This window comes from Ornatilinea apprima (assembly GCF_001306115.1).
In the GTDB taxonomy this organism is placed as follows: Bacteria; Chloroflexota; Anaerolineae; order Anaerolineales; family Anaerolineaceae; genus Ornatilinea; species Ornatilinea apprima.
Map to the genome: position 1 here is coordinate 90,948 of NZ_LGCL01000025.1, position 15,952 is coordinate 106,899.

Consider the following 15,952-nt stretch of genomic DNA (forward strand, 5'->3'; position numbering starts at 1 on the left):
GCGACTTCCCCGCCTCAGAATCGCGGGCGGGGATTGCTTCCACACACTACGTTGATTCTCACGCTGCAAGATCAGGGCGCGTTGGGCAAACCCTGACCATTAACATCACAATACTAACGAATTACTCGGCTTCGCCAAAATTGCTGGCGTGCAAAGCCTGTAAAGCCTGCAGGGCCTGCTCGGCATCCTCACCCTCGGCGCTGATGGTGATCACGCTGCCCATATCTGCCCCTAACGTCAGCACGTTCAAAATGCTTTTGGCGTTGGCTTCGCGCGCGCCGTTGCGAACCTTGATGGTTGACTTAAATTTTGACGCTTCGCGCACAAAAATCGACGCTGGTCGGGCGTGCAGCCCCACTTTATTATTAATCGTTAAGGTAATTTCCGGCATCTTTCCTGTTCCTCTCATCCCTCAAAGACTCACCGCGCGCAGAGAGCCTTCTCAGCGGTCTTTACGCGGAATCACACAAATAAATCCCAGCGGTTCATCCCCCAGCGCGGTCAATTGGTGCAAATCGTTGCCAGAGATGAAAATCGCGTCTTTTTCGCCCAGCTCATAAAAATCGTCATTAATCTGAACGCGAGCGCGACCCTGTAATATTACCACACCATGCTCATGTGGGTGCTGTTCCAAACGGCTGGCTTTGCCGGGCGCAACCTGAAAATAGCGCACCACAAAATTCGGCGCGCCGTCATCTTCACCGATCAACACGTGCTTCACCACCCCTTCAAAACCAGAAGCACCGTAATCTCTTACCGGCACGCCTTCCCATTCAAATTGAGTTCCTTCACCATTAAAACGATGGATGCTCGACATTGCCGCTCCTTTCATTTTCCTTTGGCTGATTGTAGTTGTTCCGCAACCGCCTTAGCCAGCTTTTCGGGCGAGAACAGGCTTTGCAGGCTCTTCTCATTCTTGGTGTGAAACCAATAACTGCGCGGGGGCGCGACCAGCGGGAACCGGTTTAACGCTGCCAACGATTCCCAGCTGAATTTTCTTTTCTTGAGGATTTTTGCCAACGCCTCGGGCTTTTTATCTGCCACTTCGGGACCAAAGTCTTTAACCAGATCAAGGATAATTTGCGTAAGAATTTGTTTATAAGTGCGTTGCGACCAGATCAGGGCCAGAGCGTAAAACAAAATAATCAGGTTAATCCAGGCACTATTGGCAAGATAAAAATCGAGCGCGGCGCTGCCCCATTTTCCTAAAAAGGAACGAACGATGGTATCAATCATACTTTTCTCTTTCAAGAGATGCTGGGGCGGTCAACCACCCACCCCAGCATCTGGTCAAAACACTTCAAAACAACGGCGAATTACTCTTGGGGAGCGCCGGCCATAACTTCCCAGGCCTTCTGGTTTTTCATGTAGAAGAACCAGGCGACCACAATCAAAACCGCGGCAATCGCGACGCCAATCACGCCCAGTTTACCGAGGGTGGTGAAGAGCCACGCCGGCCACAGGAAGCCGTCGCCGATCGAGGTGATCTGCAGCGCGTTCTCGGGCATAGCGAAGCCAGCTTCGGTGGCGGCGCTGGTGAACAGCGGGGCCATGCCGGTGGCGATATAGAAGCCAGCCAGCAATTCCAGCGTACCGGCGATAACCATGCGGAAGATGTTGCCGCGCATCAGCGGGGCGAACAACGCCACAACGAAGGGGATGATCGCCAGGTCGGCGAACAGGATCACACGGTTACCGGGCAGGATGATCGACAACAGAATGGCAACCGGCACCAGCAGCAGCGAGGTGGACAGGGCAGCCGGGTGGCCAATCAGGATGGCGGAATCGAGGCCGATGTAGATTTCGCGGCCGCTGGCGCGTTTCTGCATGAACTCGCGCGCAGCTTCCGAAACCGGGATCAAGCCTTCCATCAGGATTTGGACCATGCGGGGCAGCAGCAGCATAACCGCGGCCAGGTTCATACCAGTCTGGAGAACTTTAACCAACACGGTCTGGAAATCGCCCAGGTTCGAGAAGGCCAGCAGACCCAGCACAAGGCCGATGATCAAACCAAGGATGACGGGCTCGCCCATCACGCCCAGGCGCTTCTGGATCCCTTCGGGATCAATTTCGATGTCGCGCAAGCCAGGAATGCGATCAATGATCCAGTTGGTCACAATCGCGAACGGAACGCCAGGGGCGGTGGTGAGGTGCGGGATGGAGATGCCCGGCAGGTTGTAGAAGCTCTGAACCGCTTTCGCCGTCCAGTCAGCCAGCAGCAGCGCCAGTCCGGCAGCCAACGCGGCAGCTACCAGGCCCAGGGCCAGGCTGCCAGAGGCGATGGAAACCAGCGAACCCACGAAAGCGAAGTGCCAGAAGTTCCAAATGTCAACGTTCAGCGTGCGGGTGAGGCGCAGGGCCAGCAGCACCACATTCACCAGAATCGCGATCGGGATAACCCACAGACCAACACGGGTACCGAAAGCAATCGCAGCCGCCGAAGGCCAACCCACATCCACAACGTCGCGCTGGATATTGAGGTTGGTCACCATCGCCTGGCCAACTTCCGAAAGGCTGCCCCACATGAGGCCGACCACCAGGTTGATACCAATGAAGGCGATACCAATGGTAACGCCAGCGCGGAACGCTTTACCGACCTTTGCACCCATTGCGACAGCGATGATGAAGATGATCACGGGCAGCATTACGGTCGCACCAAGGCTGTCAATTACGCCTTTTAATGCGGTAAGAAAGGCATCCATTTAGACTTCCTCCTAAATAAAACTGAATATAGAAAAAATCGAGTTCAATGTTTTTTTGTTGGACTTTAGTCCTTCAACGCTTTCACAATATCTTCGATAACCGCCTCCTTTCCAATACCCGTTAAAAACGCCAGGGTTTGAATCACGGGAATGCCCAAATTATTAGGAACCGGGGTGGTGGTAACAATGAGATCCATACCATCCGCCAGGCTGGGAACTTCTGCTGCTTTGCACTGGCGAATATCCACGGCGATCCCGCGCGATTTCAACGCTTCTTCGATTGCCTTCGCGACAACGGTCGATGTGGCAATCGCGGTTCCACAAGATACTAAAATTCGTTTCTTTCCGGCCATGCTTTTCTTTTCTCCTGATTTGTCTAGTTTTTTGATCCAACGCGAACCCAAATGAAATTGAATGCTACTTTAATTCTAATTTTTATTTGTCTCAAGTCAACCAATAAACGCCTGCCGCTCCAGCGCAGGTACTCAACCCAACAGCGCCTGCTTCACTTCTTCGTAGGTCTTGGCCTGCATCAAAAGGCTCACCAACGCATCGTTTTGTAAAAGACCGGCAATCTCTTGCAGCATTTCCACCTGGGCCTTCGGTTGGTCCAGCGCCATCACAAAAACCAGGCTCACCGGAACATCTTCCTCAGGATTAATCATGTTCTTAAACACCACAGGGGCTGCTAAAGTTGCTAATGCCAGTCCCGGTTTTAGCACATGTTCCACATCTGTGTGCGGAATGGCCGCATTCACCTCCCCAGCTAACGGCAAACCGGTGGGCAGGCTGTTCTCGCGCGTCAGCGCGGCTTCCACAAAGCTCTCCCGCACATACCCGGCTTGCATCAACTTCCCGCCCAGGGTATCAATTACTTCACGGGCTGTGGTTGCCTTCAGTCCCAGAACAACGGCTTCCGGCTCCAAAAAACGTACAATGGTCTCACTCATAATGTCATTACCTCTGGTTTTTCAAGTGCCTGGCGCAAATCGGCCAGAAAACGCGCGGCGTCTGCCCCATCAATCACGCGGTGATCGGCAGAGAGTGTCGCGGTCATTACAGAATGGAGAACCGGCTGGCCATGCTCGTCGGGCACAAACTGCTTGCGCACCTGCCCAACCGCCAGAATAGCAGTCTGCGGCGGGTTGATAATCGCCGCGAACCGATCAATCCCAAACATGCCCAGGTTCGAAATAGTGAACGTGCCGTCTTGCAGATCGGTCTGGCGCAGCTTGCCTCCTCGCGCTCGTTCTGTCACCTCACGCAGCTCGGCCGCCAGTTGCAGGGTGCCTTTCCCCTGCGCCTGTTGAATCACGGGTACCAGCAGACCCTCATCCAACGCCACGGCAATACCCAGGTTCACATCGGGCAGCAGCACAATTTCCTCTTCTTCCAGGCGGCTGTTCAGGATGGGGTTGCGCGCCAGCGACCAGACCACCGCGCGCGCGATGACTGCCGTGAGCGATACCTTATCCTTGCTGCCGGCTGGCAGCATCTGGTTGGCCTGGACGCGCAGCGCCTCACTGGCCGACATATCCACATCCACCTGCAAGGTAATATGCGGAATCTGCTGGTAGCTGGCCTGCAAATTCAGCCCAATCGCCCGGCGCATACCAGTAAAGGGGATGGTGCGCCGTGCGGCCGCTGGAACGGCTGGCGCAGTCGCCGCGGGGCCCGCCTGGCTGGCGCGCCGCACATCGGCTGCCTGAATGCGACCTTCGGGACCACTGCCACTCACCTGGTTCAATTCCAGCTTCGCCTGGGCCGCCAGGCTTCGCGCCGCGGGTGTGGCATTCACTTTGCCAGCCGACGCTTGCGGGTGGCTTAACAGGAATTCGACATCCTGTTTCAGGATGCGCCCGCCAGGGCCGCTGCCTTCCACCCCGCTCAGGTCTACCCCTGCTTCTTTGGCCATGCGCGCCGCCACCGGCGATGCGCCGCTCAGTTTTTCTTCTTTTTGCACCACCGCTGCCGGCGCGGGTTTCCCCACGGGCGCGCTGGCTGCAGCGGGCAGGTTCTCACCCGGTTGCAATATATACGCGACCACCTGGGTCACCGGCACCACTGCCCCCACCGGGTAAAGAATGCCGGAGAGAATGCCATCTTCGGGGGCTTCAATTTCCATGCTGACCTTGTCGGTGGATACTTCGGCAATCGGATCGCCTTTTTCAACCGGGTCGCCTTCATTTTTCAACCAGGCCAGAATTTGCGAGTCTTCCTGGGTAAAGCCGAATTTGGGCATGATCACTTCTTTTGCCACGGCCAGCCTCCTAGTATTTCCACTCCACCAGTTTGCGCGCTTCTGCGACGATGTTCTCCACCTGCGGAACCGCCGCGCGCTCAAGAGTGCGGTTATACGGAATGGGAATATCCAGTCCGGCCAGCCGGCGCACCGGCGCGTCCAGGTAGCCAAACGCCTTGCTTTCCACAATGCGTGAGACCACCTCGCCGCCAAAGCCGCCGGTCTTAACGGCTTCATGCACCACCAACGCCTTGCCGGTTTTCATCACCGACTGAATGATCGGCTCGTCGTCCAGTGGACTCAGCGTCCGCGGATCGATAATTTCCAGCTCAATGCCCTCTTTGGCCAAAATCTCGGCCGCTTCCAGCGCGCGCGAGACCATAATCGACATCGCCACTACCGTCAGGTGCTTGCCCTCGCGCACCACATGAGATTTTCCCAGCGGAATCTGGTACATCTCTTCGGGCACCGGCCCTTTCGTGCGATAGAGCACTTTATGCTCCATGAAAATCACCGGGTTCTCATCGTCCAGCGCGGCCAGCAGCAAACCTTTCGCGTCGTACGGCGTGGAAGGCATGACCACCTTCAGACCGGGGGTATGCACAAACCAGTTCTCCAGGCTTTCCGAATGCTGCGCCGCCGCGCCCGTGCCCGAACCGCTGGCCAGGCGCATAATCATCGGCACGCTGGCCTTACCGCCAAACATAAAGCGGATTTTGGCCGCCTGCATTACCAACTGCTCCATGGCCAGCACCACAAAATCGCTGAACTGCATCTCACCAATTGGCCGCATGCCGGTCAGCGCCGCGCCCACACAAGCACCGGTAATGGCCGCCTCAGAAATGGGGGTGTCGCGCACGCGTTTCTCGCCAAATTCTTCCACCAAACCGGCAGTCACGCCAAACGCGCCGCCGTACACACCAATATCTTCGCCCATCAAAAAGACACGCTGGTCCTTTTGCATTGCCTGGCGCATGGCCTCGCGCAGGGCTTCGGCATAAGTAATCTCACGCATACACACCCTCCATGATGGTATTGACGTCGGGTTCCGGGCTATTGTCCGCGTATTCTGTCGCGGCGCGAATGCGCTCGCGGGCTTCCTGGTCTAACGCTTTCAGTTCTTCCGCACTCACACCCAGCACACTGGCAAAGCGCGGAATGGGATCCTTCTCCATCCATTCCTTTACTTCATCGCGCGTGCGATAGGCCTGGCGGTCGCTCTTGGAATGGCCGCGCCAGCGGTAGGTAATTGCTTCCAGCAGCGTGGGGCCTTCACCGGCGCGCGCGCGGCGCGCGGCTTCTTTCACCGCGGCGTGCACCGACAGCACATCGTTGCCGTCAAACGTGTGGCCGGGGATATTGTAGGCGCAGGCCCGGTCTGAGATTTTTTCAATCGTAAACGCGCGGTCAAACGCCATGGACATGGCGTAGCGATTGTTTTCACACAAATAAATCACCGGCAGCTTCCAAAGCGCGGCCAGGTTCAAAGATTCGTGGAACGCTCCTTCGTTGGCCGCTCCATCGCCAAACAGCGCCACCACCACCTGGTCGGTTTCACGCAGTTGAATGCTCAACCCAACGCCTACCGAAATGGGCATATTGCCGCCCACAATTCCCTGCGCGCCCAGGTTGTTCATGGAAACATCCGCGATGTGCATGGAACCACCCCGCCCGCGGCAAATGCCGTTGGCCTTGCCCATAAACTCGGCCATCATGGCGTTTAAGTCACCGCCCCACTGTAAAAAATGGCCGTGTCCACGGTGCGTGTTCAACAGATAATCACCTTTTTTTGTGGCACTGGCCACACCGGCGGCAATGGCCTCCTGCCCAATGGACAGGTGCATGGTGCCATGTAATTTTCCTAAGGCATACTGTTCTTCAGCGTTTTCTTCGAAAGCTCGCGTCAGCAGCATTTTCTTGAGCAATTCCAGACCCTGCTCTTTGGTCAGGTAATCGCTCAACTTCAACGGGGCGTTCTTGTCAGACTTCATTCTGCCTCCTGCAAGATGAATGACTCCACGGTAAAGACGGTTACATCGAAAATTTGGAGTCTACTTCTTAATCATTTGTTCACAGTCCATAATATTTTTAGCATAATTTAATCTAAATTGCATCATTTGTGAACAACTTTCACATACGTGAATTGTCTGAATAAATATTAAGGGCGCGCCGGCCGGCGCGCCCGATTCGCAAACGTCTCGCGCTTTTGTTTTAGCCCTGTGACATTGCGCGCAGCGCGCCCAGGGCAGCCACTTCATCTGTCACCGCAACATTAATCAGCCCCGCCTGGCAGGCCCCCATCAGCGGCAGCGCCTTGGGTTTGCCGCCCCCAATTCCAATCTTAATCGGCGTGCGCATAATATCCTCAGCCGAAAGGCCCACGCGCCGCAAGCCAAAGTCGGTGGCCAGCAAATTGCCTGAGCGGTCAAACAAAATCCCACACACATCTCCGGCCACCCCGTACTGCGTCAGGCCTAACACCTCTTCGCGGCTCAGGTAGCCCGCCCGCAAAATCGAGCACGCTTCCGGTTCCATCGAGCCCATCCCAGCCAGCAGCATATCCATGTTTTTCGCCATATCCAATGTGCGCCGCACGCGCGCGTCTGCCAGCAGCGCGTCACGCGCCTCGGGGTTATGCACCGCCAGCGGCACCGGCAGGGTGAGGTAGTGGCCGCCAAACAGACGCGCGTACTTGCGCGCCAGGTCCGGCCCATCAATTTCGGCATTGGGCGCGTCCAGAGCGCCAATCACCTGCACCACCTGCACCCCCGCGTAAGCGGTGGGGCGCATGGCGTTGGCCGTTTCCCACAGTGCCGTTCCCCACGAGACGCCCACCGTGTGGATCGTTTCATTGAGCATACTCTCTACCAGGCGCGCGGCTAAAACGCCCACCTGCCGCAGCATTTCTTCATAACTCAAAGAACCGCGCGCCAGCACCCGCGCTTCTTGCAGGTGAAAGCGGTCGCGCAGTTCTTTCTCCAGGTCAGCGCAGCGGTCCAGCGGAAAATTCACCCGGATCTCAACCACGCCCTCTTCGCGCGCCTCGGTGAGCAAGCGCGAGACCATTGAACGCGAATAGCCGGTGCGGCGGGCAACTTCTTCCTGGCGCAGGTTCTGGTTATAGTAAAGATCAGCGATTCGGGCTAATAACTCAATCCGTTGCGTGTCCATTGATTTTTCTCGTTTTTTCTGGCGTCAATTAGAATTTAGCACAAAAAGCCCATAAAAGCTAGAATTTGTTCACGCGAGTCACAAAGTTGCAGAAAACACAGCAGTCTTTACGGATTGCCTTTCCACCAACACACCCTCCTGCTTACCTTCGCTGGTACTCCTTCAGCACGTCTGAATATTTTTGATCGGTTTTCTGGATGTGATTTACCAACCAGTCTTTCAAAAACACCATCACTTCCAGGCTTAATGTGCGGCTGCCCGCGCGGTGCTGGTCTTGCAGCTCTTCCACCTGACGCGTTAACGCGCGGTGCTCTTCGCGGTGAGCAGCCAGCCCGGCGTAACCTGCCCTGGCCATCCAGTCTTCTTCGGTCGTAAAGTGGACACGGGTATACTCAATCAATTGATCCAGAATTCTACCCAGGCTCTCGCGTCCCTTTCCCTGGCGCATTTCATCGTGCAAAAGATTGATCAGCTCGATCAGCTTCTGGTGCTGCTGATCCAACTCAGCCACCTGAACAGAATACTCATCCATCCACTTCATAATTGGCATTTTTTAATTCTCCTTTTTGTTTGGAATCGATGCGGCCCGGCGTATAGGGATCGTCGGGCACAGACTTGAGAAATCTGGTATACTTTCGACACATTGGGTATATCGGCAAATCCAGTTAAAGATTAAGCCGAATCGGCTGATTGACCAACACATATTCCTCACCGGCCTGCCGGTGAATCATCTGATTATGAAAATTGAAAAAGTAACGCAAACCGTTCTCAACGTACTGGCAGTAACCAGTCTGCTGCTTATCGGGGTGATTGGTTTTGACACCTACCGCTCGGCTTCGGCCAGTCCCATCGAAAGCGCCCCCTTGCCCACTCCGCTCCCCGCGCAAGAGTATCCGATTCCTTACTATAATCTGCCTTCCGAAAGCCAGATCAATGCCGATTTGAGCCGCGAAATCCGGCTGCATACCGACCTGCCGCAAGCCCCACGCGACCAGATTCGCAAATATGTGGTTCAACAAGGCGACACCGTTTTTGGCATCGCCGAAAAGTTCGGACTGCGCCCAGAGACGATCTTTTGGGGCAACCTGTACATCCTTGGCGATAACGTCCACGCCTTGTCTCCCGGCATTGAAATCAACATCATGCCCGAAGACGGCGTGCTGCACCGCTGGACGGAAGGCGAAGGTCTGAATGGGGTGGCCAAGTACTACAAAGTAACCCCTGAAGACATCATCAACTACCCTGGCAACGGCCTTTCCATGGAAACCATCGGCGATTATGCCAACCCCAACATTGCTCCCGGCACCGAACTGTTTGTGCCTGGCGGCGAGCGCGAGCTGATCTCTTGGAGCGCGCCCGAAATCTCGCGCACCAACCCGGCCGTGGCCCGCCATCTCGGTCCCGGTTTCTGCGGCGAGGTGATGACCGGCGCGGTGGGCAACGGCACCTTTATCTACCCCACCGTCAGTCACGAAGTGAGCGGCTTTGAATACAGCCCCGAGACCAATCACAACGCATTGGACTTTGGCGGCAGCCTGGGCAACGCCATCTACGCCGTGGACGCGGGCGTGGTGGTCTACGCCGGTTGGAACGATTATGGCTACGGCAATATGGTGGTCATCGATCATGGTAACGGCTTCCAGACGCTGTACGCCCACCTCAACACGGTTGGAGTGGCTTGCGCGCAAAGCGTGTACCAGGGAGACGTGATTGGCGGGTTAGGCAGCACCGGCAATTCCTCCGGTCCGCACCTGCACTTTGAAATCCGCTACAACGGCGGCTACGTCAACCCCTGGAATTTCCTGCCGTAATCGAACATACCCAAACCCAAAAACAGCCAGGCGGTGCGCCTGGCTGTTCTCTTTCTCCATCCCGGTTTCAGTTCTCCAGCCGCCTGTCCGGGCAGCCTTCGCCATACCCCTGGCTTTCCATACTGAGGCTTACCGCCCACGCAATCATCTCTGGCTGGCGCGCCGCCGCTGTACAGAGCAGGTTCGGGTCGGGGTAAATTCCCACCCGCATTAAGTCCAGGCGGTCAGCGTCCCAGCAGGTCTGTACGGTGGGGTCGGCCTCGGTCAGCCCCTGGGTGTGCTGCTCACAGGCCTGGCAAAGCAGCGCCACCTCCTGTGAGTTAAGATCCAGCATCTCCACTAAATGCTCGCGAATAAACTGGCTGGCGCGCGGCCCGTGCTGCGGATCGCGATGGTCATTCAAACGCTGAATATCATGCGTAAAGGCGAAAAGTTCCACCACCTTCGGGTTGGCGCGAGTTTCTTCGGCCAGCCGCAGGCCAATCTCCCGCACTCGCCGCCAATGCGAAAACCCATGCGTCCCATCCCAGTTGAGGGGGTAAGCCTGCCGCAGCCGTTCCAACAGCGCCGCGTTGATGACCTCGGATATCGCCTCTTCTGCCATACGGCCTCACACCCCGGCCGGGGGCACTGCCGGGCCGCCGTTCCCGCTCGCGGTGGTAACCGCGCCGGCAGGCAGCGTGGAAGGCTGGGAGGCTGCCTTTGCCTTTTCCGCTTCGGCTGCCAGGCGCGCCTCTTCTTTGGCCTTCATTTCTGCCAGGGTTTTTTCCAGCGCGTCCAGCTTTTTGCGCTGGCTAGAGAGACTGAATTTCTGGCGGAAGGTGGTCGGCAGCAGGGTAAACAACCCCACCACCACCCCTGCCGCCAGCGAAAGCAGCAACACCAGCGCCAGCGACTGCTCAAACGTCCATAACAGAAAAGTAACCGTTACCATTGCGGTATTTTGCAGCGCGAAAATCACCGCAAAAATCGCGATGATGAGGGCCAGAACCAGCAGAATCGGAACCATCATTGCCTCCTATCCTCCATGATTAGAAAATTTCTTTTCTCTATTCTACACATCAAATCCTTCGCGGGCATCACCCACGTTAACCAACCCCGCCCTGAGAAATTTTGATCACCGCCGAGACCGCCAGCAGAATCTGCCCCAGGTGATACGTGCTCATCACCCACAGTTCTTCATGCGCGAAATGAGCAATAAACCGCCGCCGCGCGTTGAGCACATCTGAGGTGAAGAACAACAGCGCGCCCAGCAGCGCGCCGCCAGCTGCCAGCGGCGGCCACTGCGCGTCCAGCCAGCGCAGCGCCGCAGACAGCACCATCACCGAAATCACCAGCGTGTAGGCCGCCACCGCGCGGAACAGGCGCAGCCGCCCGGTTTCCAGCAGGCCGCGGTGCACGCGCGCGCCAAAGCGCCAACCGAATACCGCCAGCAGCCCAACCAGCACCAGTGCCGCCGGCCAGGCCATCGCCGGCACCAACGGCCAGAAATGAGCGATATAGGCGATATGCGCCAGCAAAAAAGCCAGCAGGCCCGCCTTAAAAAATCCCAGGCCATTGCCCATCAGCAGCACATCCCCGGCCAGAGACAACCCCAACCCGGCCAGCAGCCAGGCCAACTCGCCCGCCACACCGCGCTCCAGCGCGAACCCGCCCGTCCAGGCAATTAAAAACAACATCATCGCCGGTTTGGTGACCAGCACCCAGCGGCGCTGCCGCCGGTCTACTGCCCACCAGTTCAATCCCGCGCTGAGTCCGCACAATGCCAGCAGCCATGCCATCGCGTTCCTCCTGCCATGATCGTTTCTTCTATGATTATAGACTCGCGGGTAAGATTAAAGCGAATAGCGGCGCGGAGAGTAAAAAATCTCTCCGCGCCACTGGATCAATGCGTCATCTGATGATGAAAGCGCCGCGCCAGCAGCCAGATCAGCAAAATCTGGTAAGCCACACCCACCAGCGCGTACAGCCAGGCGCCTGCCTCTCCGTTTTGTAGCAGGGTGAACACCTTGGCCGGCCAGTAGGTCGGAATCACCCCAAACAGCGGCTGCCATCGCTCCGGCAGAAAGAAGCCAATGATCGGCAATTCGACAATTCCCCCCACCGTCTTCATCACCGCCAGCCCTTGCACTTTATTGGCCGCCAGCCCCGCGAAAACCAGCGCGAAAACTGGCGCCAGCGGAGCGGCCAGCAGCGCTGCCGCCAGCAGCGCGCTCACCGAGAAGGTCATCAGGCCAGAGAGCGGCACGGCAATCAGGGTCATCACAAACCCCAGCAGCGTGGGGACGGCCAGCCGGTACATCAGGTAGCCTTTCAACGACAGGGGCGTTACCTGCAGCGCCGTCAAAGTGCGGTCATCGCGCTGATCGAGCAACAGCATACCCACCAGCATTCCGGCAAAACTGGGCATCATCATCAGCATCAGATAGGTCAGAGTCATTGGAGCGTACGGCTGCAAGTCAAAGCTGATCAACCGGCTGATGGTTTCCACAAAAGGCGGGACCACCACCCGCATCGCCAGGCCCATCACCACGGGCAAGAATAAGGAACTGCGCAGCAGCGAATCGCGCCACACCATGCGCGCGTCCACCGGCCCAAACGTGCGAAAAATCTGCGCGCTGTTCATGCCTTCACTCCTTCTTTGATCACCACAAAGCGGACAAACGCTTTGCGGCTCCACCAGACAACCAGCCCCAGCCAGAGCAGCGCGTACCCGGCCCCATACAGCCACTGCCACGCCGCCAGCGGCTCCAACGCCGCTTGCATCAACGTCAGCGGGGCCTGCAGCGGGTGCAAATACATCAGCCAGTGATCGAAAATACCCAGCGGGCGGAGAACCGGCAGGCAGAGCAGCAGCAGCCAGCCAATGCTGGGGATGAAATAGCTGTTAATTGAGTCGTAACGCGCCGCGGTAAGAAAACCCAACAGGGTATACATGGCCGCGGCCAGCAGCAACCCCAGCACCAGCGGCAGCGGATGAAAGCGCAGACCGCGCAGCACCACGACAATCGCCAGATTCTCAGCCAGCGACAGCGCCGCCAGGCTAATGACCTTCGACCCCAGGTATTCGCCCGCCCGCAGCGGAGAGACCACCTGCGCTTCCAGCGTGCCTTCACCTTTCTCCAGCAGCAGCATGGCCGCCATAAAATAAAACGTGCCCAGTATCAAATTCATCAGCACCATCAAGGGCAGAATCACCCCAAAATCGAGCCCGCGCACCTGGCTGAGCAGCCCCACCCACAGCGCAGCCACAAACAAAACCGCGTAATAAAAACCGTTGCGGTACTGCAGAATCACGTCCGCACGCAGCGTGGCCAGCAGGCGTTTCATTGCAGCCTCCTACCGGTAACTTCAATAAACACGTCTTCCAGGCTGGCTTCCTGACTGTGCAGGGTTTGCACATTTTCGCTGCGCAGCAGCTTCAAAAAATCCTCGTTCTCTGCCAAACCCGCCAGCTCAAACTCGCGCTGCGCCTGCCCGCCCCCATTCACATAGCCCACCCGCACGCTGGCGCGGCCGTGCTGCAGTTTCAGGTCGCGCGGCGCGCCAACCATGCGGATCCGGCCGTCCACAATCAGCGCCACCCGGTCGCACAGCTCATCCGCGATGGTCATATCATGCGTGGTCAGAAAAATGGTCTTCCCCTGCGATTTCTGCGCCAGGATTAAATCTTTAATCCCGCGCGCGTTGAGCGGGTCCAACCCCGAGGTTGGCTCATCCAGAAAGAGGATGCGCGGATTATGCAGCAGGGCGCGCGCCACACTCAGGCGGTTCTTCATCCCCTTGGAATACTGCGAAACCAGCAGCTCTCCATCCGGCTCCAGGCCCACCAGCGCCAGCAGCTCGCGCGGCGTGTAGCGCACGGTCTGGTACAGGCGGCTGAAGTAGGTCAGATTTTCCACTGCCGTCAACTTGAGAAAGTGATTGGGGAACTCAAAAGACACCCCAATCTGCTCGTAATAATCTGCCCCCCAGGCGCTCAACTCGCGGCCCATCACCTGCGTGCTGCCCTGATAATCGCGCAGCAGACCGATCAGCACTTTTTGCGTGGTCGATTTCCCCGCTCCGCTGGGGCCTAAAAACCCAAAAATCTCCCCTTCTTTCACCGTGAAAGACAATCCCTCCAGCGCCGGATGGTTGGTGGAAGCATAAGAATAGCTCAAATTTTCAACGCGAATCATGTCGTTGTTCTCCGTATCGTCAAATGGCAAGAAAAAAGCCGCCGCAACCGGCGACACAAAAAATCTTGGGTAAGCGCGTCAGCGCCGGGTATTCACTTCATAACCAACACCTTTCTCTTCTTCAGGCCGCCCGGTTTAATCGTCAAGCACCAGGTAACCGGCCAGCATCTCGATCCAGGCATCCAGGGTTTCCTCAAAGCGGCTGAAGACCATGTCATCGCGGTGCATCCACAGCAGGTAAAGCGACACGCCCAGGTTGGCGAACAACTGCGGGTCAATCTCGCGTAGCCGGCCGGTCTGCCGGAAGCGGCTCATCACCTGCTCCAGGGCCAGCGCGTCACCGCGGACGTGCGCCTCGGCTTTCTCGCGCGGCAGTTTGCGCAGCAGAGACTCATACTCATCCTTGCCCACCGAGTACAGCAGCGGATAGTGTGCCAATTGCTCAAACACCGTTCGCAAAAAACGGATGAGGCCTTCACGCGCCGGGAGGGTTTCGTCCACCGCGGCGGTAAACACCCTCTGGTGAAACTCTTCCTCCACCCGGTCCAGAATCTCAAAGAACAGTTCCTCTTTGGACTCGTAAAAGTGGTAAAAAGCCCCTTTGGAGATTCCCGCCGCGCGCGTCAGATCTTCCACATTGGTTTTTTTCAGGCCGTATTGCTCAAACAAACCGCGGCCCTTCTCCAACAGGCGGGCGCGGATGCGGGTCTTTTCTTCGTCGCTGAATCCTCGGGGCACGTTTTCTCCTGTGTACTTATGACCAGAATATTTTTATAGTCATATAATAATCGGGATGTTTCTACCTGTCAAGCCAGGCGCGGGTTAACTGAAAAGCCGCCCAACCGGGCGGCTTTTCAGTGGGTGTTTTACTGCTAGGAGCGATGGATCAGATACCAATAAAGTTGGAGAGAAGCCAATAATTTCTAATATTATCCCAGCGCCTGCTGGAGGGCTGCAAAAATTTGCTCTGCCATGGCAGAAAGTTCTTCTTCACTGTGCGCGTCAGAGCTGAGCCCTAACGTAACCTGAGCCGGACTGGTGGGCCGCGCGGAAAGGTTGCTGTCTACATCCACGCCTTTATCCTTCTTTTTGGCCATCAGCAGCCAGGCCAGCGAGCGTTCCTTCCAGACCGTGAAGCCAGCTGCCGGGTACGCCTTCAGGCCGGCGTTGTAACAATCGTTGGCCGACTTGCCTTCAATGTTTCGAACCTCTTGAATTTTCGCCATCCAGACCTCCAGAGCGCATCAGATTATGTACATCTGTGTACCTGTATTGTACAGAAATCTTTTCGCAATTTCCAGTCTTTTTTGGACAGAATTGCAAAACATTCACATATGTGAAAACGATCGTCAGTCGCCGCTGGCGGTTTCGTAGCCCGCCGCTTTCCAGTCGTTCATGCCGCCGGCCATGCTGGTTACCTGCTCAAACCCGGCTTCCAGCAGAATATCGCGCCCCACCGCGCTGCGGTTGCCAGAGCGGCAAACCACCACAATCGACTGATCTTTGGGCAATTCATCCACCCGCCCGGCCAGTTGCCCCAGCGGAATCAGTGTTGCCCCGGGGATATGCGCCTCGCGCCATTCCTCCGGCTCGCGCACATCCAGCATCAACACGCCTTGCTCGCGCAGGTCGGCGGCCTGCGCCACGCTGACTTCCAGCGGCAGGTCTCCGGCTGCCGCGTCCACAACCGCGGACGGGCTCTGATTCATGCTGCCAAACAAGAAGGCGGCCGCCAACCCCAGCGCCAAAACGACCCCGCCCCATAACCAGATGGAGCCTTGCTGTTTCTTTGGTTTGCTTGTTTTCTTCATGTTTCACCTGTATTCACCGGCCAGCCGGCTGCCG

21 protein-coding genes are annotated in these 15,952 nt (G+C 57.1%); 1 reads left to right on the forward strand and 20 read right to left on the reverse strand.

What is annotated here, in order from left to right; genetic code table 11:
* Positions 1-121: 121 nt before the first annotated feature.
* From ADN00_RS11425 to ADN00_RS11475, 11 genes are all read right to left on the reverse strand, one after another.
* Entirely contained in the window at positions 122-391 is a 270-nt protein-coding gene (locus ADN00_RS11425; RefSeq protein WP_075063121.1) for an HPr family phosphocarrier protein, read from the reverse strand.
* Between the two features lie 51 nt (positions 392-442).
* Positions 443-817 carry a cupin domain-containing protein gene (locus ADN00_RS11430; protein ID WP_075063122.1) on the reverse strand — a complete coding sequence of 125 codons (375 nt, stop codon included), beginning with the start codon at positions 815-817 and terminating at the stop codon, positions 443-445.
* A gap of 11 nt (positions 818-828) precedes the next feature.
* Complete coding sequence (locus ADN00_RS11435; protein WP_075063123.1) at positions 829-1,236, reverse strand: hypothetical protein; 408 nt, start codon at positions 1,234-1,236, stop codon at positions 829-831.
* An 80-nt stretch (positions 1,237-1,316) separates the two neighbouring features.
* Complete coding sequence (locus ADN00_RS11440; protein ID WP_075063124.1) at positions 1,317-2,702, reverse strand: PTS galactitol transporter subunit IIC; 1,386 nt, start codon at positions 2,700-2,702, stop codon at positions 1,317-1,319.
* A gap of 65 nt (positions 2,703-2,767) precedes the next feature.
* Positions 2,768-3,055, reverse strand: coding sequence for a PTS sugar transporter subunit IIB (locus ADN00_RS11445; RefSeq protein WP_075063125.1), 288 nt, complete (start codon positions 3,053-3,055; stop codon positions 2,768-2,770).
* A gap of 132 nt (positions 3,056-3,187) precedes the next feature.
* Positions 3,188-3,652 carry a PTS sugar transporter subunit IIA gene (locus ADN00_RS11450; RefSeq protein WP_075063126.1) on the reverse strand — a complete coding sequence of 155 codons (465 nt, stop codon included), beginning with the start codon at positions 3,650-3,652 and terminating at the stop codon, positions 3,188-3,190.
* Complete coding sequence (locus ADN00_RS11455; protein ID WP_075063127.1) at positions 3,649-4,962, reverse strand: 2-oxo acid dehydrogenase subunit E2; 1,314 nt, start codon at positions 4,960-4,962, stop codon at positions 3,649-3,651. The genes ADN00_RS11450 and ADN00_RS11455 overlap by 4 nt, the downstream gene beginning before the upstream one ends.
* Before the next feature lie 10 nt (positions 4,963-4,972).
* Positions 4,973-5,959: an alpha-ketoacid dehydrogenase subunit beta gene (locus ADN00_RS11460; protein WP_075063128.1), complete on the reverse strand. Its 987-nt coding sequence runs from the start codon at positions 5,957-5,959 to the stop codon at positions 4,973-4,975.
* Positions 5,952-6,935, reverse strand: a complete 984-nt coding sequence (locus tag ADN00_RS11465; RefSeq protein WP_075063129.1) for a thiamine pyrophosphate-dependent dehydrogenase E1 component subunit alpha — start codon at positions 6,933-6,935, stop codon at positions 5,952-5,954. Before ADN00_RS11465 ends, ADN00_RS11460 begins: the two co-directional genes overlap by 8 nt.
* Positions 6,936-7,155: 220 nt before the next feature.
* Positions 7,156-8,115 carry a sugar-binding transcriptional regulator gene (locus tag ADN00_RS11470; RefSeq protein WP_075063130.1) on the reverse strand — a complete coding sequence of 320 codons (960 nt, stop codon included), beginning with the start codon at positions 8,113-8,115 and terminating at the stop codon, positions 7,156-7,158.
* A 142-nt stretch (positions 8,116-8,257) separates the two neighbouring features.
* Entirely contained in the window at positions 8,258-8,665 is a 408-nt protein-coding gene (locus ADN00_RS11475; protein ID WP_075063131.1) for a bacteriohemerythrin, read from the reverse strand.
* Between the two features lie 187 nt (positions 8,666-8,852).
* On the opposite strand from ADN00_RS11475, the gene ADN00_RS11480 reads away from it, so the two are divergent.
* Positions 8,853-9,926: a M23 family metallopeptidase gene (locus ADN00_RS11480; protein ID WP_075063132.1), complete on the forward strand. Its 1,074-nt coding sequence runs from the start codon at positions 8,853-8,855 to the stop codon at positions 9,924-9,926.
* Between the two features lie 67 nt (positions 9,927-9,993).
* On the opposite strand, the gene ADN00_RS20150 is transcribed toward ADN00_RS11480, so the two are convergent.
* From ADN00_RS20150 to ADN00_RS11525, 9 genes are all read right to left on the reverse strand, one after another.
* Positions 9,994-10,530: an HD domain-containing protein gene (locus ADN00_RS20150; protein ID WP_075063133.1), complete on the reverse strand. Its 537-nt coding sequence runs from the start codon at positions 10,528-10,530 to the stop codon at positions 9,994-9,996.
* A gap of 6 nt (positions 10,531-10,536) precedes the next feature.
* The gene (locus ADN00_RS11490) at positions 10,537-10,938 is read right to left on the reverse strand and encodes a LapA family protein (protein ID WP_082390087.1); all 402 of its coding nucleotides are present in this window, start codon (positions 10,936-10,938) and stop codon (positions 10,537-10,539) included.
* 76 nt (positions 10,939-11,014) lie between these two features.
* A complete protein-coding gene (locus ADN00_RS11495) occupies positions 11,015-11,707 on the reverse strand; it encodes a lysoplasmalogenase (RefSeq protein WP_075063135.1) in 693 nt (230 codons plus the stop codon).
* Between the two features lie 104 nt (positions 11,708-11,811).
* A complete protein-coding gene (locus ADN00_RS11500) occupies positions 11,812-12,552 on the reverse strand; it encodes a hypothetical protein (protein ID WP_075063136.1) in 741 nt (246 codons plus the stop codon).
* Positions 12,549-13,256: a fluoroquinolone export ABC transporter permease subunit gene (locus tag ADN00_RS11505; RefSeq protein WP_075063137.1), complete on the reverse strand. Its 708-nt coding sequence runs from the start codon at positions 13,254-13,256 to the stop codon at positions 12,549-12,551. The genes ADN00_RS11500 and ADN00_RS11505 overlap by 4 nt, the downstream gene beginning before the upstream one ends.
* Positions 13,253-14,107, reverse strand: a complete 855-nt coding sequence (locus ADN00_RS11510) for an ABC transporter ATP-binding protein (RefSeq protein ID WP_075063138.1) — start codon at positions 14,105-14,107, stop codon at positions 13,253-13,255. Before ADN00_RS11510 ends, ADN00_RS11505 begins: the two co-directional genes overlap by 4 nt.
* Positions 14,108-14,242: 135 nt before the next feature.
* Entirely contained in the window at positions 14,243-14,845 is a 603-nt protein-coding gene (locus tag ADN00_RS11515) for a TetR/AcrR family transcriptional regulator (protein ID WP_075063139.1), read from the reverse strand.
* A gap of 191 nt (positions 14,846-15,036) precedes the next feature.
* A complete protein-coding gene (locus ADN00_RS11520; RefSeq protein WP_075063140.1) occupies positions 15,037-15,333 on the reverse strand; it encodes a hypothetical protein in 297 nt (98 codons plus the stop codon).
* A gap of 123 nt (positions 15,334-15,456) precedes the next feature.
* Positions 15,457-15,918 (reverse strand): rhodanese-like domain-containing protein, encoded by a 462-nt coding sequence (locus ADN00_RS11525; RefSeq protein ID WP_236691508.1) that lies wholly within the window; start codon positions 15,916-15,918, stop codon positions 15,457-15,459.
* Between the last annotated feature and the right edge of the window lie 34 nt (positions 15,919-15,952).

Excerpts from the sequence above, each read along its gene's own strand:
- ADN00_RS11450 (WP_075063126.1), bottom strand. The coding sequence starts at position 3,652 with ATGAGTGAGACCATTGTACGTTTTTTGGAGCCGGAAGCCGTTGTTCTG.
- ADN00_RS11480 (WP_075063132.1), top strand. The coding sequence starts at position 8,853 with ATGAAAATTGAAAAAGTAACGCAAACCGTTCTCAACGTACTGGCAGTA.
- ADN00_RS11505 (WP_075063137.1), bottom strand. The coding sequence starts at position 13,256 with ATGAAACGCCTGCTGGCCACGCTGCGTGCGGACGTGATTCTGCAGTAC.
- ADN00_RS11510 (WP_075063138.1), bottom strand. The coding sequence starts at position 14,107 with ATGATTCGCGTTGAAAATTTGAGCTATTCTTATGCTTCCACCAACCAT.
- ADN00_RS11425 (WP_075063121.1), bottom strand. The coding sequence starts at position 391 with ATGCCGGAAATTACCTTAACGATTAATAATAAAGTGGGGCTGCACGCC.
- ADN00_RS20150 (WP_075063133.1), bottom strand. The coding sequence starts at position 10,530 with ATGGCAGAAGAGGCGATATCCGAGGTCATCAACGCGGCGCTGTTGGAA.
- ADN00_RS11440 (WP_075063124.1), bottom strand. The coding sequence starts at position 2,702 with ATGGATGCCTTTCTTACCGCATTAAAAGGCGTAATTGACAGCCTTGGT.
- ADN00_RS11525 (WP_236691508.1), bottom strand. The coding sequence starts at position 15,918 with ATGAAGAAAACAAGCAAACCAAAGAAACAGCAAGGCTCCATCTGGTTA.
- ADN00_RS11465 (WP_075063129.1), bottom strand. The coding sequence starts at position 6,935 with ATGAAGTCTGACAAGAACGCCCCGTTGAAGTTGAGCGATTACCTGACC.
- ADN00_RS11490 (WP_082390087.1), bottom strand. The coding sequence starts at position 10,938 with ATGATGGTTCCGATTCTGCTGGTTCTGGCCCTCATCATCGCGATTTTT.
- ADN00_RS11430 (WP_075063122.1), bottom strand. The coding sequence starts at position 817 with ATGTCGAGCATCCATCGTTTTAATGGTGAAGGAACTCAATTTGAATGG.
- ADN00_RS11500 (WP_075063136.1), bottom strand. The coding sequence starts at position 12,552 with ATGAACAGCGCGCAGATTTTTCGCACGTTTGGGCCGGTGGACGCGCGC.
- ADN00_RS11470 (WP_075063130.1), bottom strand. The coding sequence starts at position 8,115 with ATGGACACGCAACGGATTGAGTTATTAGCCCGAATCGCTGATCTTTAC.
- ADN00_RS11435 (WP_075063123.1), bottom strand. The coding sequence starts at position 1,236 with ATGATTGATACCATCGTTCGTTCCTTTTTAGGAAAATGGGGCAGCGCC.
- ADN00_RS11445 (WP_075063125.1), bottom strand. The coding sequence starts at position 3,055 with ATGGCCGGAAAGAAACGAATTTTAGTATCTTGTGGAACCGCGATTGCC.
- ADN00_RS11460 (WP_075063128.1), bottom strand. The coding sequence starts at position 5,959 with ATGCGTGAGATTACTTATGCCGAAGCCCTGCGCGAGGCCATGCGCCAG.
- ADN00_RS11520 (WP_075063140.1), bottom strand. The coding sequence starts at position 15,333 with ATGGCGAAAATTCAAGAGGTTCGAAACATTGAAGGCAAGTCGGCCAAC.
- ADN00_RS11495 (WP_075063135.1), bottom strand. The coding sequence starts at position 11,707 with ATGGCATGGCTGCTGGCATTGTGCGGACTCAGCGCGGGATTGAACTGG.
- ADN00_RS11475 (WP_075063131.1), bottom strand. The coding sequence starts at position 8,665 with ATGCCAATTATGAAGTGGATGGATGAGTATTCTGTTCAGGTGGCTGAG.